At 62.0% G+C, this 21,207-nt stretch carries 22 protein-coding genes; 14 read left to right on the top strand and 8 right to left on the bottom strand.

The window, feature by feature from the left end; genetic code table 11:
• Nucleotides 1-4: 4 nt before the first annotated feature.
• The 6 genes from AC1DVW_RS08370 to AC1DVW_RS08345 all read right to left on the bottom strand — a co-directional run bounded on the left by AC1DVW_RS08370 (nt 5) and on the right by AC1DVW_RS08345 (nt 5,446).
• The gene (locus tag AC1DVW_RS08370) at nt 5-1,288 is read right to left on the bottom strand and encodes a CpaE/TadZ family protein (protein WP_477322332.1); all 1,284 of its coding nucleotides are present in this window, start codon (nt 1,286-1,288) and stop codon (nt 5-7) included.
• Nucleotides 1,289-1,314: 26 nt separating this feature from the next.
• Nucleotides 1,315-2,055, bottom strand: coding sequence for a CpaD family pilus assembly protein (locus AC1DVW_RS08365; protein ID WP_477241679.1), 741 nt, complete (start codon nt 2,053-2,055; stop codon nt 1,315-1,317).
• Between the two features lie 14 nt (nt 2,056-2,069).
• Nucleotides 2,070-3,590, bottom strand: coding sequence for a type II and III secretion system protein family protein (locus AC1DVW_RS08360; protein WP_477241677.1), 1,521 nt, complete (start codon nt 3,588-3,590; stop codon nt 2,070-2,072).
• Complete coding sequence (gene cpaB, locus AC1DVW_RS08355; RefSeq protein ID WP_477241675.1) at nt 3,587-4,396, bottom strand: Flp pilus assembly protein CpaB; 810 nt, start codon at nt 4,394-4,396, stop codon at nt 3,587-3,589. Before cpaB ends, AC1DVW_RS08360 begins: the two co-directional genes overlap by 4 nt.
• A gap of 208 nt (nt 4,397-4,604) precedes the next feature.
• Complete coding sequence (locus tag AC1DVW_RS08350; protein WP_477241673.1) at nt 4,605-5,123, bottom strand: A24 family peptidase; 519 nt, start codon at nt 5,121-5,123, stop codon at nt 4,605-4,607.
• A 149-nt stretch (nt 5,124-5,272) separates the two neighbouring features.
• Nucleotides 5,273-5,446, bottom strand: coding sequence for a Flp family type IVb pilin (locus AC1DVW_RS08345; protein WP_477241671.1), 174 nt, complete (start codon nt 5,444-5,446; stop codon nt 5,273-5,275).
• Between the two features lie 355 nt (nt 5,447-5,801).
• Here AC1DVW_RS08345 and AC1DVW_RS08340 point away from each other — a divergent pair, with 355 nt between their 5' ends.
• The 3 genes from AC1DVW_RS08340 to AC1DVW_RS08330 all read left to right on the top strand — a co-directional run bounded on the left by AC1DVW_RS08340 (nt 5,802) and on the right by AC1DVW_RS08330 (nt 7,632).
• On the top strand, nt 5,802-6,224 hold the full coding sequence (locus tag AC1DVW_RS08340; protein ID WP_477241669.1) for a pilus assembly protein N-terminal domain-containing protein: 423 nt from the start codon (nt 5,802-5,804) through the stop codon (nt 6,222-6,224).
• 174 nt (nt 6,225-6,398) lie between these two features.
• Nucleotides 6,399-6,974, top strand: coding sequence for a TadE/TadG family type IV pilus assembly protein (locus tag AC1DVW_RS08335; RefSeq protein WP_477241667.1), 576 nt, complete (start codon nt 6,399-6,401; stop codon nt 6,972-6,974).
• 88 nt (nt 6,975-7,062) lie between these two features.
• Nucleotides 7,063-7,632 (top strand): TadE/TadG family type IV pilus assembly protein, encoded by a 570-nt coding sequence (locus AC1DVW_RS08330; protein WP_477241665.1) that lies wholly within the window; start codon nt 7,063-7,065, stop codon nt 7,630-7,632.
• 93 nt (nt 7,633-7,725) lie between these two features.
• Here the strand turns inward: AC1DVW_RS08330 and AC1DVW_RS08325 are convergent, their stop codons facing one another.
• On the bottom strand, nt 7,726-8,688 hold the full coding sequence (locus AC1DVW_RS08325) for a phosphate/phosphite/phosphonate ABC transporter substrate-binding protein (protein ID WP_477241663.1): 963 nt from the start codon (nt 8,686-8,688) through the stop codon (nt 7,726-7,728).
• A 134-nt stretch (nt 8,689-8,822) separates the two neighbouring features.
• Here AC1DVW_RS08325 and AC1DVW_RS08320 point away from each other — a divergent pair, with 134 nt between their 5' ends.
• From AC1DVW_RS08320 to AC1DVW_RS08270, 11 genes are all read left to right on the top strand, one after another.
• The gene (locus tag AC1DVW_RS08320) at nt 8,823-10,064 is read left to right on the top strand and encodes a phosphopentomutase (RefSeq protein WP_477241661.1); all 1,242 of its coding nucleotides are present in this window, start codon (nt 8,823-8,825) and stop codon (nt 10,062-10,064) included.
• Nucleotides 10,057-10,947, top strand: coding sequence for a bifunctional DNA-formamidopyrimidine glycosylase/DNA-(apurinic or apyrimidinic site) lyase (gene mutM, locus AC1DVW_RS08315; protein WP_477241659.1), 891 nt, complete (start codon nt 10,057-10,059; stop codon nt 10,945-10,947). The genes AC1DVW_RS08320 and mutM overlap by 8 nt, the downstream gene beginning before the upstream one ends.
• A 20-nt stretch (nt 10,948-10,967) precedes the next feature.
• Nucleotides 10,968-11,741 (top strand): enoyl-CoA hydratase, encoded by a 774-nt coding sequence (locus AC1DVW_RS08310; RefSeq protein WP_477241657.1) that lies wholly within the window; start codon nt 10,968-10,970, stop codon nt 11,739-11,741.
• 250 nt (nt 11,742-11,991) lie between these two features.
• Nucleotides 11,992-12,258, top strand: a complete 267-nt coding sequence (gene rpsT / locus AC1DVW_RS08305) for a 30S ribosomal protein S20 (protein ID WP_477241655.1) — start codon at nt 11,992-11,994, stop codon at nt 12,256-12,258.
• Between the two features lie 922 nt (nt 12,259-13,180).
• Nucleotides 13,181-14,653, top strand: coding sequence for a chromosomal replication initiator protein DnaA (gene dnaA, locus AC1DVW_RS08300; protein ID WP_477241653.1), 1,473 nt, complete (start codon nt 13,181-13,183; stop codon nt 14,651-14,653).
• A 190-nt stretch (nt 14,654-14,843) separates the two neighbouring features.
• Entirely contained in the window at nt 14,844-15,962 is a 1,119-nt protein-coding gene (gene dnaN / locus AC1DVW_RS08295) for a DNA polymerase III subunit beta (RefSeq protein WP_477241651.1), read from the top strand.
• An 83-nt stretch (nt 15,963-16,045) separates the two neighbouring features.
• Entirely contained in the window at nt 16,046-17,191 is a 1,146-nt protein-coding gene (gene recF / locus AC1DVW_RS08290) for a DNA replication/repair protein RecF (RefSeq protein WP_477322330.1), read from the top strand.
• A gap of 31 nt (nt 17,192-17,222) precedes the next feature.
• Nucleotides 17,223-17,978, top strand: a complete 756-nt coding sequence (locus tag AC1DVW_RS08285) for a molybdopterin-synthase adenylyltransferase MoeB (RefSeq protein ID WP_477322328.1) — start codon at nt 17,223-17,225, stop codon at nt 17,976-17,978.
• Nucleotides 17,979-17,982: 4 nt separating this feature from the next.
• Entirely contained in the window at nt 17,983-18,471 is a 489-nt protein-coding gene (locus AC1DVW_RS08280) for a GNAT family N-acetyltransferase (protein WP_477274859.1), read from the top strand.
• The gene (locus AC1DVW_RS08275; protein WP_477322326.1) at nt 18,468-19,721 is read left to right on the top strand and encodes an aconitase X; all 1,254 of its coding nucleotides are present in this window, start codon (nt 18,468-18,470) and stop codon (nt 19,719-19,721) included. The genes AC1DVW_RS08280 and AC1DVW_RS08275 overlap by 4 nt, the downstream gene beginning before the upstream one ends.
• A complete protein-coding gene (locus AC1DVW_RS08270) occupies nt 19,718-20,128 on the top strand; it encodes an aconitase X swivel domain-containing protein (RefSeq protein ID WP_477322324.1) in 411 nt (136 codons plus the stop codon). Before AC1DVW_RS08275 ends, AC1DVW_RS08270 begins: the two co-directional genes overlap by 4 nt.
• 13 nt (nt 20,129-20,141) lie before the next feature.
• On the opposite strand, the gene AC1DVW_RS08265 is transcribed toward AC1DVW_RS08270, so the two are convergent.
• Nucleotides 20,142-21,143: a 2-hydroxyacid dehydrogenase gene (locus tag AC1DVW_RS08265; RefSeq protein ID WP_477241639.1), complete on the bottom strand. Its 1,002-nt coding sequence runs from the start codon at nt 21,141-21,143 to the stop codon at nt 20,142-20,144.
• Nucleotides 21,144-21,207 lie beyond the last annotated feature (64 nt).

The raw sequence follows: 21,207 nt of genomic DNA, 5'->3' as shown, positions 1-21,207 counted from the left end.
AGCGTCATTTCTTGTTGCGCGAGAGTTTGCCGAGGAGATTGCCGAGGCCGGCTTTCTTCTTCGCCTTGATTTCGCTGCGCCCGGTCAGCACATGGGCAATTTCGTTGATCATGCCGACGACCGGGCTCTTGGCGTCCATCTCGCCCAGCATGCGCCCGTTGTTGGCCGCGTTGCCGAACAGCAACGGATCAAAAGCGATGACCGACACCGGCGAGATGCCAAGCGGTTCGGCGAAGTCCGACGACGCAATCTCGGGCCGCTTTGGCATGCCTGCCTGGTTGATGATCAGCTTGGGCGGCGGGTCGTTGGGGCGAAGCCGTTTCAGCATGTCGACAAGGTTCTTGGTGTTGCGCAGATTGGCCAGTTCCGGGGTTGCCGTGATGACGATCTCGTCGGCCTTGATCAGGGTGTTCTTGGTCCAGCCTGTCCAGACATGCGGGACATCGAGCACCAGCAGCGGCACGCTGCGCTGGGCCACGTCGATAAGCTGGGCAAAAGCGTCGGGATCAAAATCGTACACCCGTTCCAGCGTGGAGGGTGCTGCAAGCAACGACAGGTGTTCGGAGCACTGTGCCAGCAGCCGGTCGAGATAGACCTCGTCGACGCGTTCGGGTGAAAACACCGCCTCGGCAATGCCTTGTGCCGGATCCTGATCGAAATTGATGTTGGCCGTGCCGAAAGCCAGGTCGAGATCGGCGACGACCACTTCGGACTTGAACAGCGACGACATCGCCCAGGCCACATTGTGGGCAATGGTCGATGAGCCGACGCCGCCCTTGGCGCCGACGAAGGCGATCGAGCGGCCGATCGGCTCGGCTTCCGGATCGACGAAGATCGATGAGACCACGCTGACGATGTCAGCCATCGACACCGGTGCGATGACATATTCGGAAATGCCGGAGCGGATAAGTTCGCGGTAAAGGCCGACATCATTATAGTGGCCGATCACCACGACCTTCGATGTCGGATCGCAATATTCGGAGAGCTGGGCGAGCTGCTCCAGCAATTGTTTGGGCTCGCTGCGCGATTCCAGCAGGATCAGGTTCGGCGTCGGCGCCGACTGGTAGAACTCGACCGCGGTGGCGACGCCGCCCATATGGACCTTCAGATGCGCCTTCGCCATGCGGCGATCCTCGCCAGCGCGCTCGATGGGATTGGCGACACCTTCGGTCTCGCAAAATGCCTGGATCGAGATGCGCGGGATCGGCCGCAGCGCCTGCATCGCGGCGATGTCCTGTTGCGACGTGTCGCCGCTGTCGGATGGGGTCTCGTAGGCCAGATTGCTCATGTCCGCGTGCTCCAGACTGCGATCGATCAATAGTCGACTTCTGTTGAGGGAACCGGCGAGTAGAATGGGGCCTTTCGATATCCGTCGATGACGACCCCACGCCTCTCAGCGTCGATGGGCGTCTGCTTGCGCGGCCCAAGCAGGTCGGCCGGATTGGCCATCTGGGCGGCAAGGTTGTTCTGATACGAGCAGCCATAATCGGCATAGTGCTTGTTTTCCGACGACTGCAGCATGTCCTCGGGCCAGCGCCCGCATTTGTCGGTCTGGGCTTTCGTCGAGATATAGGCAACACGGACCGGGGCCGAGGCCTCGACCGAAGCTGACTGATAAGTGGTCATCACGATCCGGTTGCGGCTGATGCCGCTGGCCACCGCCAGCCTGGCGAAGTCACGTCCAGCCGCCGTCGCCGCGAGCTCATTGGCGGAGCCAACCGGAACTGCGATCGTCAACGATGGGGCGGCGCTCTTGTCGTAGCCGTCCAGGAAACCCAGAAGCGTGTCGCGCTGGAAGCCGGTCATGCCGCGATCGCCGGCGCCGACCGGAAGGTCGATCTTCTCGTTCTTCTCCGCGATGACGATCGGGTGCGTGGTGCGATAGTCGTCCGGAATTGCACCAACCGTGATGCTGTCGCGCCTGAGACTGGCGCAACCGGCGAGTGACGCAGCGACCGCGATCGCCAGGATCGGAACGGCCGACCGGAAGATGCGCTCGCGGTTGGATCGTACCGTTGCGGCGATCGTCATTGCCTTTGATGCTGACTGAGACATGTCCGCTTCCCCGCTTACTTGTAGATGAAGCCGACAACGCCGTGATAACGGCCGTTGGGCTTGTCGGTCTGCATTGTGCCGTAGACGCGATTGACGCGGCCGAGGAACATGCCGGCGCCATCACTCGGCGCATTGAAATTGTCGTCCGGCTTGGCCAGATCATTGCGGGCCACCGGTCGCGCCAGGTAGGGCGTGATGATGACGACGAGTTCGCTTTCGTTGCGTATGAAATCCTTGCTGCGGAAGAGTGTGCCAAGCACCGGTATCTTGCCGAGGCCCGGTAGTGCCGACACAGCCTGACGAACGTCGTCACGGACCAATCCCGCAATCATCATCGAGCCGCCGGAGGGTAACTCGACCGTCGTGTCGGCAAGTCTCTTGCGGATCGAAAGCAGGCTGGTTCCGGGCAAGCCCCCGCTGGCTTCAAGCGTGGTGGCGCCTTCGGTGGTTGGCTCCGAGACCGACGTCCTGACCTTGAGACTGATGCGGCCAGCCGACAACACCACGGGCTGAAACTCGAGGCCAATGCCATATTCGATTTTCGTGTTCGTATACGTGACAGGTCCGGTGCCTGTGCGTTGGGTGATGAGGTTATACTGGCCGCCTGCCTTGAAGGTTGCCTTCTCGCCCGAGACCGCCGTAAGCGTCGGTTCCGCCAGCGTCTTCATGACGCCGCTTTGTTCCATTGCATTGATGTAAGCTTGCAGCCCGTTGCCGCCGGCACTGCCCAACGCCATGTTGGAAAGCTGCGAAATCGGTTTGCCCAACCCGAAAGGCGGCGAGCTTATCGCGCCGGCGCTGATGCCGTTGATGCTGCCGTTTCCGATCAGATTGACGCCGAGCTGCTTCATCACCGAGCGGCTGACTTCCGCAACGGTCACCTTCAGCGTCACCTGATCGTCGCCGATGATCTGCAACAGGTTGACGATCTTGCTGGTACGACGCTCGGAATCCGGATTGTTTATGTCGACGCCGCCATTGGCCGAACCGCCGGCCGCCGTCTGTGAATACTGTCCCGTGGTCGCCTCACCGCCGGACACGAAGATGGTCGCGAGATCGACGGCGCGCTTGGCGTCCAGCGGCGTGTCCACGGTTCCGGTCAGGACGACGTTGTCGTTCAGCAACTCGACCTTGATCTGCGCCGTCGGAAGGAAACGCCTGAGGTAGTCTTCCAGGCCGGCAACGTCGCGTTCGACGGCCAGGTCCAGGCTGACGATCTGTTCGCCATTGGGGCCAAAGACGAAGATGTTGGTCTCGCCCACGGACTTGCCGAACAGGTAGATGCGCCTTGCTGTGCGGGTCACCGCATCGGCGACCGCCGGGTTGGCGACCAGGATGTCATAGGCATCACTTGGCAGGTCGATGACCACCGACTTGTTGAGGCCAAGCTTGACGCGCTGGGTGGCGGCTGAAGCCGACACCTGGGCATTCTTGCCGGCGGCCCTCGCCTCGACGAGGCCATGCGCATTCACTCCGAACAGAAGCAGGCCAATTGCTGCAACCATCGTGACAGGCAGTTTGTCGTTTAGCTTCATTTCCTTGCCCCCACTTCGGAAACTTCGCCCGACTTGATCAACCGCACCGTTCCGCGCCGCCCATTGCCGGAAACGAGGTAGTCGGCCTCATCCGAGCTCTTTTCCTGGTTGTCCGTGATTGACCGCAGCGCCAGAGTCAGGCGATCCGCCATCTGCTGGGCGACAGTGATGATCTCCGCCTGCTGCGGCGTCAGCTCCAGCGTGGCGGTCTGGCCGACCCTGGTCTTCTTGCCTTCCTCGTCCTCCTGGATGGTCTGATCGATCGCCAGGACGCGGATGTTCTTGAGGATGGTCTCGGTCGTAAACCCGCTGCCGCCGCTGACGTCGGACCTGCGGGTCATAATGACGTCGACAAAATCGTTGGGAAGAATGAAGCCGCCTGCCGAAGTATCGGCCGAGATCGCCGTAGCGACGGCACGCATGCCGCTGGGCAGGATCGACGACATGAAGCTTTGCCCCTCGCCGATCAGCTTGGAGCGCCGCAACGGTTCGCCAGTGTACATCGCCACGCGGGCGACGGAGCCTTTCAGCTTCTCTAGCGCCTCGGGCTCGGCAGCGCGAGTGATGAAGTTTGCGTTGATGCCGTTGGCCGGCCAGGACTCCCAGTCGATATTGTTCTCAAGCTGGCTGCCCATGGCAACGTCGCCGGAAAGGACAAGCACATCCTGCAACGCGATCGCCGGTGCCTGCGGGGCACCGACAACGACCTGAGGCGGCGGAGCCACCACCATTTTTTTCGCAACATATCCTGCGCCACCTGCCGCGGCCACCGCCACGCTCAGAATGATCAGTCGGGATGCTGGCATCTGTCCGAACCCTCGCCTTTTTTGGCAAACCACCTGGCCAGGTCGGACTTTGCAGCGGCAATCGTCAAAACAAGGTTAATGCAGTGCTTACGATCGTGATTAATTTAAGGTTTACATAAATTAGACGGAACCGGTTCCCGCAAACGGGAGAGGCGGCCAAGCCGCCCCTCCCTAAGACAATATTTCAAACAGGACTAGGTCAGAAAAACTAGGCGGCCAACCTTGCCAGCGCCCACACCATCAATGGCGAATCGGGATAGGCAATCAGCCCGCCTATGCCGAGCGCGATGCCATAGGGGACGCCGCCAGCGTCGTCGGCGAAGTGGCGCAGGAACGCATTGTGGCTCGTATAGGCCGCCAGCGGCGATTTCCGATAGACGAGGATGGCGAGCGTCAGCAGACCGCCTATGAATGTCGAAAAGACGAGATATTCGACAAGGTGGATGTTGAGCCCCATCCAAACGGCAGTGGCAGCCAGCAGCTTGGCGTCGCCGCCGCCCATGCCGCCGAGCGCAAAGAGACCGAATGTCACCGCCAGCACCAGACCGCCAGCGGCGAAATGCCAGCCATAGGTTGCCCAGTCCATACCCGTCAGTGGCGCGACCAGGGCAAAAACAGCCAAAAGCAGGACCGGCACGCGATTGGCGATCGTCATCGACAGCGTGTCGGAGATCGCGGCAAAAAGCATGCAAAACGGAAAGACAACGAAAATCAGAGCTTCAAGCATGGGCACGGCGCCTATGTGAAATTATACCTGGCCTCAGTCTAGGCAGGCTCGATTAACGATTGGTGATGCCAAGAATTCAAAGTGGTCATAACACGGAATAAGGGCCGCCAGTGAGGCGGCCCTTGTTCTGAAATAACGACCAGATATCGTTAGTTAGAGTTATTCACCGCCGAAGCGATGGCCGTGAACTTGTTGTTCAGGGCGTTGCCGAGCGAGCCAGCGCCGACCATGATGGCGAGCGCAATGAGAGCGGCGATCAGACCGTATTCGATGGCGGTCGCGCCGGATTCGTCCTTCACAAAACGTGCGATGAGGTTAGACATTTGAGAGCTCCTACTCCACGTGTTACAGCACTTCCGTCAACTTCTGTTTGGTGGTTGATCGGATGCTGCCAATCTAGGGAGAAGCTCTTTCGATCGGCTTAAGAAACAGGATTACCGATTCCTTTCCGGTGCCCAACAGCTTGCGTGGTTAACCGTGAGCTAAACATAGGGTGATGGACTGACCGCCGGAAAAAGGCCTGGAAAGGCGCAGCTGCCGGGTTGTCGGAATGCTGTCTGCTTTATCAAATGCGAGCAGCTCGATGCAGGCGCCACCGCGCCGGTCGTCAACTTAACCGTTGGTTCACCAATCTCGTTCATGTTCCGTTGAACAGTTTGCTGCCGTGGGAGCGCCTCAATGACCGGGTCGAGATCATTATTTCTGATTGCCGCGTTTCTCGTTGCGCCGACTTTCATCGTGCCCGCCAAGGCTGGAGCCGGCATCGAAGTCACCATGAACCAGGCGAAGATCGTCAAGTTGACGCGCGCCGCCGACACGATCGTTGTCGGCAATCCGGCGATCGCCGACGCCGCCGTACAGGATGCGTCGACAATCGTATTGACGGGTAAAGGGTTCGGCGTCACCAACCTGGTCGTTCTCGACCAGGACGGCAGCCCGATCATCGACGAGCAGGTCACCGTGGTGCGGCAGGCCGCGTCATCGGTGCGTATCTACAGACGTGCCCAGATACAAACCATGTCCTGCACGCCCTATTGCGAGAGCTCCTTCAAGAGTGACGCCGAGAAAAACTCCGAAGCCGAGATGAGCGCCGGCCAGTAGGCGATCAGGGCCATCTGTTTTTCCCGGCAACGCCGCCTCCCTTGCTGAACATGCCGCTGCGGTTAGCGGGCGGTTAACGCCATCTCGCAGAATTTAACGGTCATCCAAACCGGACCTCAATGGGTTTTCGCTAATGTTCCGGCCGATACCGCATCAGGATTGGCAGGGACGGGAATGAGCTGGGACCCAAAACCCGAAATCGGCAAGGGCAAGGCAGGGCGGACGCGCTTCCTTGGTGATCGGCGCGGCAGCACGGCAGTCGAATTTGCGATGCTTGCTTTGCCGTTTGCACTTCTCGTCTTCGCCATCCTGGAGAGCTGCATCTCATTTGGCGGGCAAGAAGTGATGACCAACATCACCGACGATATCGCCCGTCAGCTGCGTACTGGCCAGCTAAGACAGGCCGATGTGACGGGAAACAAGCTGAAGGACATGATCTGCGCCAGACTGGAGATCATTGTCGCCAAGAATTGCCCCGGTTTGCTGGTGGATCTGCGGGCGTTCCCGACCTTTGACGACGCGGCCAAGGCTGGCTTCAAGATTTCAGGCGCAGACATTGTACTGACCGGCACGACGGATACGACTTTTCAGGTCCAGACAGGTTTGGCGGAATCGAAGAACATGCTGCGGGTTTTTTACAAATGGCCGGTCATGACAGATTTCATGGCCAGTTCGATGGCCAACATTGAAGGCGGAAAAACGCTGCATTTCGCATCGGTGACCTGGCAAAACGAGCCGTTCAACAACTGAAAACTGCGCTGTTGCGTCAGCAAAAGAGGGTAGAAGCATGTATCGTGCGGGGGCGCATTCGCGGATTTCACTCACATGGAAGAGAGCGATGCGGTTTTTTCCCGATCGCCGCGGTGTCGCGGCCGTCGAGTTTGCCCTGATCGTGCCACTTCTGTTTGTCATGTATTTCGTGACCATGGAGGCCTCGCAGGGTTTCGAGACCAGCAAGAAAGTCAGCCGCATCAGCTCCATGGTAGGTGACCTCGTTGCGCAGCAGACGTCGGTCGTCAAGGCAGATCTGACCGCCATCATGAAGATTGGCAATTCCACGCTTCGGCCCTACAATCGCTCAGTCCCCGATATCATCATCACTGCCATACAGATCTCCACCGATCCGACGCCGAAGGTGCAGGTGGCGTGGTCGTGGAAAGTGGTCAATGGCACCTATAGCGTCGACGCCGCCAAGGACAGCACCACGACCGTTCCGGCAACGGTCAAGATCGCTGGAACCTTCCTCATTCGCGTTCAAACCACTCTCGCATACAAGCCGATCGTCACCTGGTCGCAAGACCAAGAAGAACGGGTTGGATTGACCTCGGCCTTCGACAACATAAAGATGAGTGAAACCTTTTATTTCAGCCCCCGCCGAGCCCTGACGATCCCTTGCAGCGACTGCTGAAGCAATTTCGGTCGCACGGCTTGCTTCAAACGCGCGACGCGCTCTTTCGAAATGACAGGCCCTGAAGCGAACCTTCGGCTTGGGATCAATGGCCTACTGACCGTCGCCTGACACCAGGTGCACGATGGCTGCGGCCATCGCATAATCCTGCGGACCGGCGACGGTGAACCCTCCGGAATGTTTCGTTTCCAGGAGATCGTAGACGTCTGGCGACAGCGATCTGAGATTGGTGAGGAAGATGGTGAGCCGACGCTTGGCCTCGGGGTCAAGCTCGCTGCGGACGGCATGGGGGCCATATCGCAGCAGGCCGGACGTCCATATGACCTGAAGCGCTGACTGTGATATTCCCGCCGCCTCCAGTCTCGCCATGGTGCCATCCGGGTCAGCTGGCTGGTTGCCGGGTATGGTCGGCTGGCCGTCCGCCGTGGCGGTCTCCCAGCCAAACAAGGCATCGGCCTGGCCGTCGACCAGCATCGCTTCGGCAGCAGCAGCCGATTCGGCATGGGTCAGAAACGGCGCATCTTCGGTGATCCCGACACCTTCGGCCGTCAGCCCGGCAAGCGGCAAAAGGGAACCGCCAATGCTGTCAGCCGGCGCCATGGCGATCCGGTGATCCTTCATCGCGGCCAAATCGGCAACCTTGCCGTCCCGCGTCAGCAAGACGGAGCGGATGCCGATGGCACCGTCGGCATCGACCGGCGCCACGAGCGGTTCGACGCAGCCGCAGCGCTGCGAGGCGGTGGCGTAGGCGGTTGCCGAATAGATGGCGTATTCGATGCGGGCATTGGCCTGGGCCTCGATCAGCGCGGCATAGTCGCGGGCAACGACAAATTCGACCTTCATGCCAAGCGCCTTGGTATAGGCGTCCGTCAGCAGTGCCAGACCCGGAACGGTGTTGCCGGCGCCGGGTTCGGCGACGATGCCGATGCGGAACGTGCCGATGTCATCGCGCCAGTCGGCGCGTGCGGCGTTCGGCCAGGAGGCGCCAAGCAGCGTCAGGACGGCCGCGAACGCCTTCCAGGCAGGCTTCTTGCCGAAATTTGCCGCCCGTCTCATCGATCCCTGCCCATGCCGCCATTTGGCCACGTCCCGACTATCGCGCCAAGCCGTTGCGGTTTGGTTTCCGAATTGCCAATGGCGGTGCGGAACCCTATGTCTGGGCCAACAGACAGGCAACGATGAACCCTCCAATGGCGCGCGCTTTCCTCTTCGTTCTCGATTCTTTCGGCATCGGCGGCGCCGCCGATGCCGAAGCCTATGGCGACGCCGGCTCCAACACGTTCGGACATATCGCCGAAGCCTGCGCGCAAGGCCGTGGCGACCGCGATGGCCTTCGCAGCGGACCGCTTTTCGTGCCCAACATGCTCTCCCTCGGTCTCGGCCATGCGGCCGAAACCGCGACGGGCTTCAAGTTCGACAGCAAAGGCAAGGCCCCTCTTGCCTCCGCCTTCCACGGCGCGGCGCAAGAGGTTTCGAGCGGCAAGGACACGCCATCGGGTCACTGGGAAATCGCCGCCTTGCCGGTGCGCTTCGACTGGGGCTACTTCCCGGACACCGTGCCGGCCTTTCCAGCCGAGCTGACAGCGGCGATGATCAGGGAAGGCAACGTGCCGGGCATTCTCGGCAATTGCCATGCGGCGGGCACCGAGGTCATCGAGCGGTTCGGTGAGGAGCATATCCGCACCGGCAAGCCGATCTGCTACACCTCGGTCGACTCCGTCCTGCAGATCGCCGCGCATGAAGTGCATTTCGGCCTTGAGCGGCTCTATGAATTCTGCCAGGTGGTGCGCAGGCTTGTCGACCCGCTGAAAATCGGCCGGGTGATCGCGCGGCCGTTCCTGGGCGAAACCGTCGCCACCTTCGAGCGGACGTACAACCGCCACGACTACGCCGTGCCGCCGCCGGAACCGACGCTGCTCGACCGGCTGACCGCGCGCGGCAGCCGGGTCATCGCGGTCGGCAAGATCGGCGACATCTTCGCCCATCGCGGAATTTCGGAAGTGCGCAAGGCTCCGGGCAACATGGCGATGTTCGATGAGGCGCTGGGCGCGATGGACGACGCCGGCGACGGCGATCTGGTGTTTGCCAATTTCGTCGATTTCGACACCGAGTTCGGCCATCGGCGCGACGTTGCCGGCTATGCGGCGGCGCTCGAAGCCTTCGACCGGCGCCTGCCTGAAGCGCTGGCAAAACTGCGCCACGGCGACCTTCTCATCCTGACCGCGGACCATGGCAACGATCCGACCTGGCGCGGCACCGACCACACGCGCGAGCGCATTCCGGTGATCGGCACCGGGCCGGGGCTCAAAGGCGGCGACATTGGCCTCAGGACCACCTTCGCCGATATCGGTGAAACCGTGGCCGAACATCTCGGGCTGGCACGCGGCCGGCACGGCGCTTCCTTCCATGCCACGATCGGCGGCCATGCCTGAGTTGCCTGAGGTCGAAACGGTCCGGCGCGGCCTGCAACCGGTTCTGGAAGGTGCCCGCATCATCAGCGTCGAGGCACGGCGCCCCGACCTGCGCTTTCCGTTTCCCGCAAAATTTTCCGAACGGCTGACCGGCAAGACCATTGCGGCGCTCAGCCGCCGGGCCAAATATCTTGTCGTGCATGTGGAAGGCGGCCCGGTGCTGATCTGCCACCTCGGCATGTCGGGCTCGTTCCGCATCGAAACATCCGATGGCAGCGAGATACCAGGCGAGTTCCAGCACGAGCGCTCGAAGAGCACCACTCATGATCATGTCGTGTTCCATGTCGCCTCTCCCGAAGGTGCCCAATCCCGCGTGATCTTCAACGACCCACGCCGCTTCGGTTTCATGCTGTTTGCGGAAGGCGAGCCCGATAGCCATCCGATGCTGAATGGACTGGGCGTCGAGCCGACCGGCAACACACTGGACGGCGCCCTGCTCGCCTCGCTGCTGAAGGGCCGAAGATCGCCGTTGAAGGCCGCCCTCCTCGACCAGCGGCTGATCGCCGGGCTCGGCAATATCTATGTGTCGGAGGCGCTGTGGCGCGCCGGCCTGTCGCCATTGCGCGAGGCAGGGACGATGGCGAAACCTGGCAAGAAAGCCAAAGCGCAGAGCGAGCGCCTGGCTGATGCGATCCGCTCGGTCATTGCCGATGCGATCGCGGCCGGCGGGTCGTCATTGCGCGACTATGTGCACGCGGACGGGTCGCTCGGCTATTTCCAGCATTCCTTCGCCGTCTACGATCGCGAAGGCGAGCCCTGCCCCACGCCCGGCTGCGGTGGCCACATAGAGCGCATCGTGCAGAGCGGGCGCTCGACTTTCTTTTGCCGGACCTGTCAGGTGTGAACCAAGGAGGAGACCCAGTCATGGCCTATGAAACGATCATCGTGGAAACACGCGGCAAGGTCGGGCTGATCACGCTGAACCGGCCGAAGGCGCTCAACGCGCTGAATTCGCAGGTTTTGGCGGAATTGGTTGCGGCCGTGAGCGCCTTCGGCGCAGACACCGCTATCGGCGCCATGGTCATCACCGGTTCCGAAAAAGCCTTTGCCGCGGGCGCCGACATCAAGGAAATGCAGGCAATTTCCTATGTCGATGCCTATGTGCAGGACTTTTTTGTCGGCTGGGAAGAGTTCACGCGGGCGCGAAAGCCCGTTATCGCGGCGGTCGCCGGTTATGCGCTCGGTGGCGGCTGCGAACTGGCGATGATGTGCGATTTCATCATCGCCGCCGATACCGCCAGGTTCGGCCAGCCCGAGATCACGCTCGGTGTCATGCCCGGCATGGGCGGATCGCAACGGCTCACCCGCTTCGTCGGCAAGTCGAAGGCCATGGACATGTGCCTGACCGGACGGATGATGGATGCCGCGGAGGCCGAGCGTTGTGGCCTCGTGTCGCGGGTCGTGCCGGCCGGCGACCTTGTCGAGGAGGCGCTGAAGGCGGCCGCCAAGATCGCCGATTTTTCGCTGCCGTCGGTGATGATGACAAAAGAAGCCGTCAACCGCGCCTTTGAAACGACCCTTGCCGAGGGGCTGCGGTTCGAGCGCCGCCTGTTTCACTCGCTGTTTGCGCTGGACGACCAGAAGGAAGGCATGGCGGCCTTTGCCGAGAAGCGGAAGCCGAATTTCACCAACCGCTGATGCATGTCGCCCAAAAGTGGCCCCGGTTTTGGGAGAACGACATGCATAGAACAAAGACCTAAAGCGCGTCGCCTAAATCCGTTCAAACGCGACGCGCTTTAGGATCACCAAAAAGAAGGCCAGACAGCGTTGACGCGCCGGAAAAGCTGAACTATAAGCCGCTCCAACCGAGGCGGCCCTGTGGCTGCCCGTTTGTTTTTTGCGCCCTGCGGCATCCCGCATGCGCCCACCAGATCAGAAGAGAGGCATCATGGCCAATACCTCCTCGGCCAAAAAGGCAACGCGCAAGATCGTCCGTCGCGCGGCGATCAACAAGAACCGCCGCTCGCGCGTGCGCACCTACGTCCGTCAGGTCGAAGAGGCGCTCGCCGCCGGCGACAAGGTTGCCGCGCTGGCCGCCTTCAAGACCGCCGAGCCGGAATTGATGCGCGCCGCGACCAAGGGCGTGATTCACAAGAATACGGCGTCCCGCAAGGTGTCGCGCCTGGCTCACCGGCTCAAAGTCCTGTCGGCCTGAAATAGCTTTCCTGAACTTGCGTTCTTCGAACCCGGCGGATCACGCCGGGTTTTTTCGTTTGCCGGCAAGTACTTAAAAAAGAACGCCCGCAAAACGAACTCGACTTGGATTTCAAAGCTCGGAATGCTTTGCCGGCACATACATGTCCGCGAGCGCTCCGATCCGCCGAAACTGGCGTTGCCAATAAATTTGGCTGTCACAAATTACCTTTATTTTTCAAATACTTGCTGATGGTCATCCACAGCTTGTTCACATCGACCGCGGGCGATCGGGGACAAGTAGCTGTCAAGCGAAATATTTCAGAAAATTTCGCGCCGTGTGGCCTTTTTCACATTCGCCGGAAAAGGGTTTGAATCACAATGGCTTTGTCAAAATGTGCAGTTGCAGCATCGGGGCTCAACCCGTCTCCACTAACCAGATTCCTTAAAAATCCGTTAGTCATGGCCTTGCCCTATCCACAGCGATTTCGGTAATGTCCATCCATCGAAAGGGACGGGCCATTGGCCCTCAACCCAGCCTGAATCGGCCAGCACAAAATGGCAGAATTCATGACGTGGAGCAATTCCGCGCACGGGCTTGGTTTGTCTTTTTCGATGTGGGTTAGGGGACTGGCGTAATTGTTACATGGCAGGTCAGCGGCGCCGGCGTTTTCGCCGGACGGCGATGCATTGCCCGGACCCGGTCAAGACGGACTGGCTCAGGCGCCGGTGCCGGTCCCTTGGTGACGAGGCAACATTCATCCGCCGGCGGCGGCGATGGTGTTGTAGCGAATGAACGGTGGCCGGACATACGGATGCAGGAGGCGCATCCCCGGCTGAAACAGGTACAAAAAGAACAAGGAACGCGGATCATGCAGAGCGGCATCGAGCGGGAGCTTACGGGTGACCTCCCATTTCCTGGAACTCTAGTCGGAGGGCACGACATGGCGGCTTCCAGCGACGCGGAACAAAAGTTCGATCGGGTCAAGACCCAGTTGAAGGCGCGCCTGGGAACCGAGGTCTATTCGAGCTGGTTCGGTCGGATGAAAGTTGCCGAGGCATCCCGGGGCATTGTTCGCATCTCCGTGCCCACGGCCTTCCTGCGCTCGTGGATCAACGGCCACTATCTCGACCTCATCGCCGAGCTGTGGAAGCACGAAGACCCGGAAGTGCTCAAGATCGAGATCGTCGTGCGCACCGCGACCCGTCCGGCACGCAACGGCGTGGAGCCCGAAGTGGTCCCAGCACGCAAGATGACCCGGCAGACGCAAACGGCGCTCGCCGCCGGCACTGTTGGTCCCGGCCGCGTGGAGCGGGCACCGGCACCGCGCCCGGGCACGCCGATCGAAAGCGAGTTCCGGCACAATGTGCTCGGTTCGCCGCTCGACCCACGCTATACGTTCGGCTCCTTCATCGAAGGTCCGTCGAACCGAGTGGCTTTCGCCGCGGCCAAGGCGGTGGCGGAATCGCAGTCGAGCGCGGTGCGCTTCAATCCGCTCTTCCTTCATGCGACGGTCGGGCTCGGCAAGACCCACCTGTTGCAGGCGATCGCGGCCGAATCCCTGAAGCAGAACCCGAAATCGCGCGTCGTCTATCTGACGGCCGAATATTTCATGTGGCGCTTCGCCACCGCGATCCGCGACAACAACGCGCTGACGCTGAAAGAACAACTGCGCGACATCGACCTGCTGATCATCGACGACATGCAGTTCCTGCAAGGCAAGTCGATCCAGCATGAATTCTGCCATCTCATCAACATGCTGCTCGACAGCGCCAAGCAGGTGGTGGTTGCCGCCGACCGGCCGCCGTCGGAGCTGGAATCCCTGGAACCCCGTGTCCGCTCGCGCCTCAATGGCGGTGTCGCGCTGGAAATGTCGGCGCCGGATTTCGCCATGCGCATCGGCATGCTGAAGCTGCGTCTCGCCACCGCAAAGGTGGACGATGCGTCGCTCGATATTTCGGAGGAGATCCTCAACCATGTCGCCCGCACGGTGACCGGCAGCGGCCGCGAACTCGAAGGTGCGTTCAACCAGCTTCTGTTCCGTCAATCGTTCGAGCCGCAGATCACCATCGATCGCATCGACGAGATCCTCGGCCATATCTATCGTTCGGGCGAGCCGAAACGGGTGCGCATCGAGGACATCCAGCGCATCGTCGCGCGCCACTACAATGTGTCGAAGACCGAGCTTCTGTCCAACCGGCGCACGCGCACCATCGTCAAGCCGCGCCAGGTCGCCATGTATCTGTCGAAGGTTATGACGCCGCGCTCGCTGCCGGAGATCGGAAGGCGTTTCGGCGGCCGCGACCACACGACGGTGCTGCACGCCGTGCGCAAGATCGAGGATCTGTCCGGCGTCGACAACACGCTGGCGCAGGAACTCGAACTGCTGAGAAGGCTGATCAACGACCAGGCCTGAAAACGCCTGCCTGCGAACTCCGCCGGCTTTATCCCCAGAAAGGCCGCGTAACCGGTGTGAACCGGTGGCGCGGGCTTGCGTTTGCTGGCTTTTTCCTGTCAGTTTGTACAGATTCTGAGCCTGTTCAGACCTTTCGCGGGGCGCCGCCCACTGGTGACCCGTTCATTCATTCAAGCGAGCCTGTTTCGTCATGCGTGTTATCCTGGAACGGTCAAATCTCCTGAAGTCTCTCAACCACGTTCATCGCGTGGTCGAGCGGCGCAACACCATACCGATCCTGTCGAACGTGCTGCTCAGCGCCGAGGGCGCCAGCCTTGAAATGAAGGCAACCGATCTCGATCTGGAGGTGACCGAAGCCACGCCCGCCAAGGTCGAGCGCGGTGGCGCGACCACGGTTCCGGCGCATCTGCTCTACGACATCGTGCGCAAGCTGGCCGAAGGAGCGGAGGTCATGCTGAAGACCGACGAGGACGGCAACGCCATGACGGTGACGTCGGGCCGTTCGAGCTTTCGTCTCCAGTGCCTGCCGCAATCCGATTTCCCGGAGCTTTCGGCCGGATCCTTTTCGCACATCTTCCGGCTCGATTCGGTGGCGTTGAAAGGCCTGATCGAGAAGACCCAGTTCGCCATCTCCACCGAAGAGACGCGCTACTATCTGAACGGCATCTACCTGCACACCCACGAGACCGGCGGCAAGCTGAAGCTGCGCTCGGTGGCGACCGACGGCCATCGGCTGGCGCGCGCCGAGATCGACGCGCCGGCAGGGTCCGAGGGCATGCCCGGCATCATCATTCCACGCAAGACAGTCAGCGAGTTGCAGAAGCTGGTCGACGACCCTGATGTCGCGGTGACCACCGAATTGTCCGACACCAAGATCCGCTTCACCATCGGCAGCGTGGTTTTGACCTCTAAGCTGATCGACGGCACCTTCCCCGACTATCAGCGGGTCATCCCGACCGGCAACGACAAGAAGCTGATCATCGACCGGCAGAGCTTTGCCGCCGCCGTCGACCGTGTCTCGACCATTTCCTCCGAACGCGGCCGGGCGGTAAAGCTTTCGATCACCGAGGGACAGGTCACGCTCGCCGTCAACAATCCGGATTCGGGCAGCGCCACCGAGGAACTAGCCGCAGACTATTCGTCGGATCCGATCGAAATCGGCTTTAATGCCAAGTACCTGCTCGACGTCGCCGCGCAATTGACCGGCACCGAGGCAAAATTCATGCTGGCGGATGCCGGCTCGCCGACGCTGATCCACGACATGGCCGACGAGACAGCGCTTTACGTGCTGATGCCCATGCGGGTGTAGCCGCACTGCGGCGCTCTAGTCCGGCTCCGCGACAATGTGCGACTGCGAGAATGATTGCGGCGACTTCGACAGGCGGATAGCGGTTGCCCGGGCAAACCCATATAAGTAAGCTTACACTTACCAATTTCCGCAACTATGCGGCGCTGTCGATCGACCTTGGTCCTGGCGCGGTGGTGTTTTCCGGTGACAACGGCGCCGGCAAGACCAACCTCCTGGAAGCGATTTCCCTGCTGACACCGGGGCGCGGCCTGCGCCGCGCGCCTTACGCCGACGTGGCGCGCGAAGGTGGCGACGGCGGCTTTGCACTGCACGCCCAGATCGACGGGCCGGACGGACAGGTCGAAATCGGCACCGGCATTGCAGGTGGCGACACCGCCGGCGAGGGCGGCCGGCGGGTGCGCATCAATGGCGCCCCGGCACGATCGGCCGAAGACATGCTGGAATGGCTGCGCGTCGTCTGGCTGACGCCGGCTATGGACGGCCTGTTCCCCGGACCTGCCGCCGACCGCCGCCGCTTTCTCGACCGGCTGGTGCTGGCGATCGACCCCCAGCATGGCCAGCGCGCGCTCGACTATGAAAAGGCGATGCGTGGCCGTAATCGATTGCTTACGGAGGGGTCACGTGACGGCGCCTGGTTCGATGCGATCGAGACGCAAATGGCCGAGACCGGCGTGGCGATTGCGGCGGCGCGTGCCGAACTGGTGCGCCTGCTCACCGCCATGATCGACAGACTGCCCAGCACGGGACCGTTTCCGCAGGCCGACATCAGCCTGTCCGGCGAACTGGAAAGCGAAGTCAGCACTTCGCCCGCCGTCGATGTCGAGGAGCGGTTCCGCGCAGCGCTGGCCCAAGGCCGCGACCGCGACCGCGCCGCCGGTCGCACGCTCGACGGCCCACACCGTTCGGATCTGCTGGTGCGGCATAGGCCGAAGGCGATGCCGGCCGAACTGTGCTCGACCGGCGAGCAGAAGGCGCTGCTGGTCGGCATTGTCCTGTCGCACGCCCGGCTGACCGGTGAGATGTCGGGGATGACGCCGATCCTGCTGCTCGACGAGATCGCCGCCCACCTCGACAGCGGCCGGCGCGCAGCCTTGTTCTCGATCCTCGAAGAGCTGAACTGCCAGGCGTTCATGACCGGAACCGATGCGGCGCTGTTTTCCAGTCTCAAGGGACGTGCACAATTCCTGACGGTCGACCACGGTACGGTTGGGCCAACCGAAGACCACTGACAAGATTTTTGCGCCACTATATGGTCCGGCAATGATCCTTGCTGCCCTCACCGACGAAGAGCTCGAGCGCTATGCCCGCCACATTGTGCTGCCGGAAATCGGCGGTGCCGGCCAGCAGAAGCTGAAACGCGCGCGGGTGCTGGTCATCGGTGCCGGTGGGCTAGGCGCGCCGGTACTCGAATATCTCGCTGCCGCCGGCGTCGGCACGCTCGGCATCGTCGATGACGACAGCGTCTCGTTGTCAAACCTGCAGAGGCAGGTGATCCACGACACCGACGCGGTCGGCATGGCCAAGACCGACAGCGCCAAAGCGGCGATCTCACGCATCAATCCCAATGTCTTCGTCGAACTGCACGATTTCAGGCTGACGGCGGACAACGCCCCTGCCCTTGTTGCCGGCTACGACATCGTCGTCGACGGCTCCGACAATTTCGAAACACGCTATGTCGTGGCCGATGCCTGTGCGGCGGAAAAACGGCCGCTGGTGCACGGTGCCGTCGGACGCTTCGATGGCTCGCTGACGGTGCTGAAGCCGTTCGAGACCGGGACGGACGGCAGGCAGAACCCTGGATATCGCGATCTGTTTCCCGAAGCGCCGCCGCCCGGACTGGTGCCGTCCTGCGCCGTCGCCGGTGTTGTCGGCGCGCTGACCGGCGTCGTCGGCACGCTGCAGGCGATGGAGGCGATCAAGCTGATCACCGGCATCGGTGAACCGCTGGTTGGCAGATTGCTGCTTTACGATGCGCTGACGGCGCGCTTCGACACAATCCGCTACAAGAAGAATTGACCGCATGGACCAGTCCACGGGCGTTTTCATCATGCAGCTTCCCGCCGATTTCGAACGTTGGGACGAGGTGCTGGTGCTGATCATGCGCGCCTTCGCCTCCATGGACGGCGTCATCGACCCGCCATCCTCGGCGCATTTGCTGAATGTCGAAAATCTGAAACAGAAGGCCGGCCAGGAGACAGTGTTCCTGGCGCTGAAAGACGGCGGGATCGTCGGCTGCGTTTTCGTGCTGGAGAGGACCGAGGACTTCTATGTCGGAAAGCTCGCCGTCGAGCCCGGCTTTCAGGGACAAGGCATTGGCAAGCAGTTGATGCAAGCTGTCGAAGCTCTTGCCCGTAGCCGCAGCAAGGCTGCCATCGAACTGCAGACGCGGATCGAGCTTACCGCAAATCATGCAGCCTTTGCCCGTCTCGGCTTTCGCGAAACCGAGCGCACCGCGCATAAGGGCTATGACAGGCCGACCTCGATCACCATGCGCAAGGTGCTTGCATGAGCCTCGCCCTCAGCCCTGAAGAACAGGCAATCGCCTCCGGCCAGGACGGTGCAGCGATGGCGATGCGCATCGTCGCCGATAGCGCCCGCCTGCTCGGCGCGCCGCGGCTGATCCCGATCGCCTCGGCACATATCGATGGTGCGCTCTATCACGGCGATTCCGGCACGCTGTTCGCCGAGAAACTGGTCGAAGGCAAAGCGCGTGTCGCGGTGCGGTCGACGCTCAATGTCGGGGCGCTCGACCTGATGGGTTGCTCGCGCATCCGCCTCGAAGAGCCGGCGCGCGGCATGGCGCGGCGAATGATGGACGCCTACCGCAAGCTTGGCTGCGAGCAGAGCTGGACCTGCGCGCCGTATCAGGCCGGGCATCGACCGGCGCTGGGAAGCGACGTCGCCTGGGGCGAATCCAACGCCGTGGTGTTCTGCAATTCGGTGCTGGGCGCGCGCACCAACCGTTATGGCGATTTCCTCGACATCGCCTGCGCCATCACGGGTCGCGCGCCCGACTACGGCTTGCACCGCGCCGAGAACCGGCGGGCGCGGCTGGTGTTCGACGTCTCTAGGCTTGCCGCTTCATTCCTCGGTTCGGACGTGGCGTGGCCGGTGCTGGGCAGCCTCTATGGCCGCGAGGTCGGCAATGCCGTCGGCGTCGTTATCGGCGTGCCACGCCATCCCGGCGAGGATGCGCTGAAGGCGTTCGGCGCGGCGGCGGCATCGTCGGGCGCGGTCGGTCTCTTCCACATTGCCGGCGTCACGCCCGAAGCGCCCGACGCCGAGACCATTCTGGGCGGCACCGCGCCGGAAACGGTGATCCGCGTCACACCTGATATGATTGCGAAGGCCCGCGCAGGTCTTTCGACGGCAGCGAAACCAACAACCATCGATGCGGTGGCGATCGGCAGCCCGCACCTGTCGCCCGCCGAGTTCGATGCGCTGGAGCGGCTGATCGCCGGGCGGCGGCTCAGCGTGCCGATCTACGCCTGCACCGGACGCCATGTGCTTTCGGGGCTCGAACAGAGCGGCCGGCGAAAAGTGCTCGAAGCAAGCGGGGTGATCATTGTTGCCGACACATGCGTGGTGGTGACGCCGATCCTGCCCGACCTTGCCGGTGGCGTCCTGATGACCAATTCGGGAAAATTCGCGCATTACGCGCCAGGCAATACCGGATATTCGGTTCTCTACGGATCATTGGTCGACTGCGTGGAAAGCGCCGTAGCCGGTAAGCCAAAGTTTACGGATATTGCCGCATGAGCGCCGCTGCCGAAATCCTGGTGCCGGGCAGGGCCGGCGAGGGCGAGGCGCTGGTGCTGACCGCGCCGATCAGTTTCTGGGGCGGCGTCGACCCGAAGTCCGGCCGCATCGCCGATGTCCGCCACCCGCAGCATGGCGAAAACCTTTCCGGGCGCGTGCTGTTCCTGCCGGGCACGATCGGCTCGTCGTCGGCGTCGGCCGTGCTGCTTGAACTCGTCCACAATGGTTATGCGCCGGCGGCACTGGTGCTGCACGAGCCGGACGCGATCCTGCTGCTTGGACTGATCGTCGCCAGGGAGATGGGCTGGCAGACGCCAATGGCATTGCAGCTCGGGCGCGATGTTTTCGAGAGCTACCGCAGCAGCAATGTGAAAGTCGCGGACGACGGCGCCCTCACCATCGCTTGAGCCGGCGGTGGCGCTACGTGCGCAGCGGCAGCACACGGTCGGGCGGGCGGTGGCCGTCGAAGAAGGCGCGGATGTTGATGATCACCTTCTCGCCCATATCGATGCGGCCTTCGAGCGTCGCCGAGCCCATATGCGGCAGCAGCACGACCTTGTTCTTGGCGGCGAGTTTCAGCAATTTACCGTTCAGCGCCGGCTCGTGCTCGTAGACGTCGAGGCCGGCGCCGGCGATCTTGCCGTCCTGAATCAGCTTGACCAGCGATTCCTCGTCGATGATGTCGCCGCGCGCCGTGTTGACGATGTAAGCCGTGGGTTGCATGAGCGCCAGCCGCCGCGCCGAAAGCAGGTGAAACGTCGCCGGCGTCGACGGGCAATTGACCGAGATGATGTCCATGCGGGCCAACATCTGATCGAGACTTTCCCAATAGGTCGCTTCCAGCCCCTCTTCGACCGCCGGCAGCACGCGATGGCGGTTGTGATAGTGGATCGAAAGACCGAAGGCCTTGGCCCGCCGGGCGACAGCGGTGCCGATGCGGCCCATGCCGACGATGCCGAGCCGTTTGCCCCAGATCCGCCGGCCGAGCATCCAGGTCGGCGACCAGCCGGCCCATTTCTTGTCGCCGGTTAGGACATTGGCGCCTTCCGCCAGCCGCCGCGGCAGCGCCAGCATCAGCGCCATGGTCATGTCGGCGGTATCTTCGGTTAGCACGTTCGGCGTGTTGGTGACGGTGATGCCCCTTTTCGCCGCAGCCTCGACGTCGATCTTGTCGACGCCATTGCCGAAATTGGCGATCAGCTTGAGGTTCTCGCCGGCCTGCGCGATCAGCGCCGCGTCGATATGATCGGTAATCGTCGGCACCAGAACGTCGGCTTCCTTGACCGCCGCAACCAGCTCCGGCTGCGTCATCGGCCTGTCCTCGACATTCAGCCTTGCGTCGAACAATTCGCGCATGCGGGTCTCGACCGGATCGGGCAGCTTGCGCGTGATGACGACGAGAGGCCGTTTTTTGCCTGCCATTGTTTCCTCGAACCCGATCTCGTTGAGACCTCTTTAACCAAGACAGGCGAAACTGGAAGCCGGT

It is taken from the genome of Mesorhizobium sp. P3_B5, from assembly GCF_056402815.1.
The sequence above is the reverse complement of the archived record's forward strand: the minus strand, read 5'-3'. Positions and strand labels throughout refer to the sequence as shown.

What these genes read in the sequence shown, in the direction of transcription:
- AC1DVW_RS08370 (WP_477322332.1), bottom strand. Translation starts at nt 1,288, where the DNA reads ATGAGCAATCTGGCCTACGAGACCCCATCCGACAGCGGCGACACGTCG.
- AC1DVW_RS08365 (WP_477241679.1), bottom strand. Translation starts at nt 2,055, where the DNA reads ATGTCTCAGTCAGCATCAAAGGCAATGACGATCGCCGCAACGGTACGA.
- AC1DVW_RS08360 (WP_477241677.1), bottom strand. Translation starts at nt 3,590, where the DNA reads ATGAAGCTAAACGACAAACTGCCTGTCACGATGGTTGCAGCAATTGGC.
- cpaB (WP_477241675.1), bottom strand. Translation starts at nt 4,396, where the DNA reads ATGCCAGCATCCCGACTGATCATTCTGAGCGTGGCGGTGGCCGCGGCA.
- AC1DVW_RS08350 (WP_477241673.1), bottom strand. Translation starts at nt 5,123, where the DNA reads ATGCTTGAAGCTCTGATTTTCGTTGTCTTTCCGTTTTGCATGCTTTTT.
- AC1DVW_RS08345 (WP_477241671.1), bottom strand. Translation starts at nt 5,446, where the DNA reads ATGTCTAACCTCATCGCACGTTTTGTGAAGGACGAATCCGGCGCGACC.
- AC1DVW_RS08340 (WP_477241669.1), top strand. Translation starts at nt 5,802, where the DNA reads ATGACCGGGTCGAGATCATTATTTCTGATTGCCGCGTTTCTCGTTGCG.
- AC1DVW_RS08335 (WP_477241667.1), top strand. Translation starts at nt 6,399, where the DNA reads ATGAGCTGGGACCCAAAACCCGAAATCGGCAAGGGCAAGGCAGGGCGG.
- AC1DVW_RS08330 (WP_477241665.1), top strand. Translation starts at nt 7,063, where the DNA reads ATGCGGTTTTTTCCCGATCGCCGCGGTGTCGCGGCCGTCGAGTTTGCC.
- AC1DVW_RS08325 (WP_477241663.1), bottom strand. Translation starts at nt 8,688, where the DNA reads ATGAGACGGGCGGCAAATTTCGGCAAGAAGCCTGCCTGGAAGGCGTTC.
- AC1DVW_RS08320 (WP_477241661.1), top strand. Translation starts at nt 8,823, where the DNA reads ATGGCGCGCGCTTTCCTCTTCGTTCTCGATTCTTTCGGCATCGGCGGC.
- mutM (WP_477241659.1), top strand. Translation starts at nt 10,057, where the DNA reads ATGCCTGAGTTGCCTGAGGTCGAAACGGTCCGGCGCGGCCTGCAACCG.
- AC1DVW_RS08310 (WP_477241657.1), top strand. Translation starts at nt 10,968, where the DNA reads ATGGCCTATGAAACGATCATCGTGGAAACACGCGGCAAGGTCGGGCTG.
- rpsT (WP_477241655.1), top strand. Translation starts at nt 11,992, where the DNA reads ATGGCCAATACCTCCTCGGCCAAAAAGGCAACGCGCAAGATCGTCCGT.
- dnaA (WP_477241653.1), top strand. Translation starts at nt 13,181, where the DNA reads ATGGCGGCTTCCAGCGACGCGGAACAAAAGTTCGATCGGGTCAAGACC.
- dnaN (WP_477241651.1), top strand. Translation starts at nt 14,844, where the DNA reads ATGCGTGTTATCCTGGAACGGTCAAATCTCCTGAAGTCTCTCAACCAC.
- AC1DVW_RS08285 (WP_477322328.1), top strand. Translation starts at nt 17,223, where the DNA reads ATGATCCTTGCTGCCCTCACCGACGAAGAGCTCGAGCGCTATGCCCGC.
- AC1DVW_RS08280 (WP_477274859.1), top strand. Translation starts at nt 17,983, where the DNA reads ATGGACCAGTCCACGGGCGTTTTCATCATGCAGCTTCCCGCCGATTTC.
- AC1DVW_RS08275 (WP_477322326.1), top strand. Translation starts at nt 18,468, where the DNA reads ATGAGCCTCGCCCTCAGCCCTGAAGAACAGGCAATCGCCTCCGGCCAG.
- AC1DVW_RS08270 (WP_477322324.1), top strand. Translation starts at nt 19,718, where the DNA reads ATGAGCGCCGCTGCCGAAATCCTGGTGCCGGGCAGGGCCGGCGAGGGC.
- AC1DVW_RS08265 (WP_477241639.1), bottom strand. Translation starts at nt 21,143, where the DNA reads ATGGCAGGCAAAAAACGGCCTCTCGTCGTCATCACGCGCAAGCTGCCC.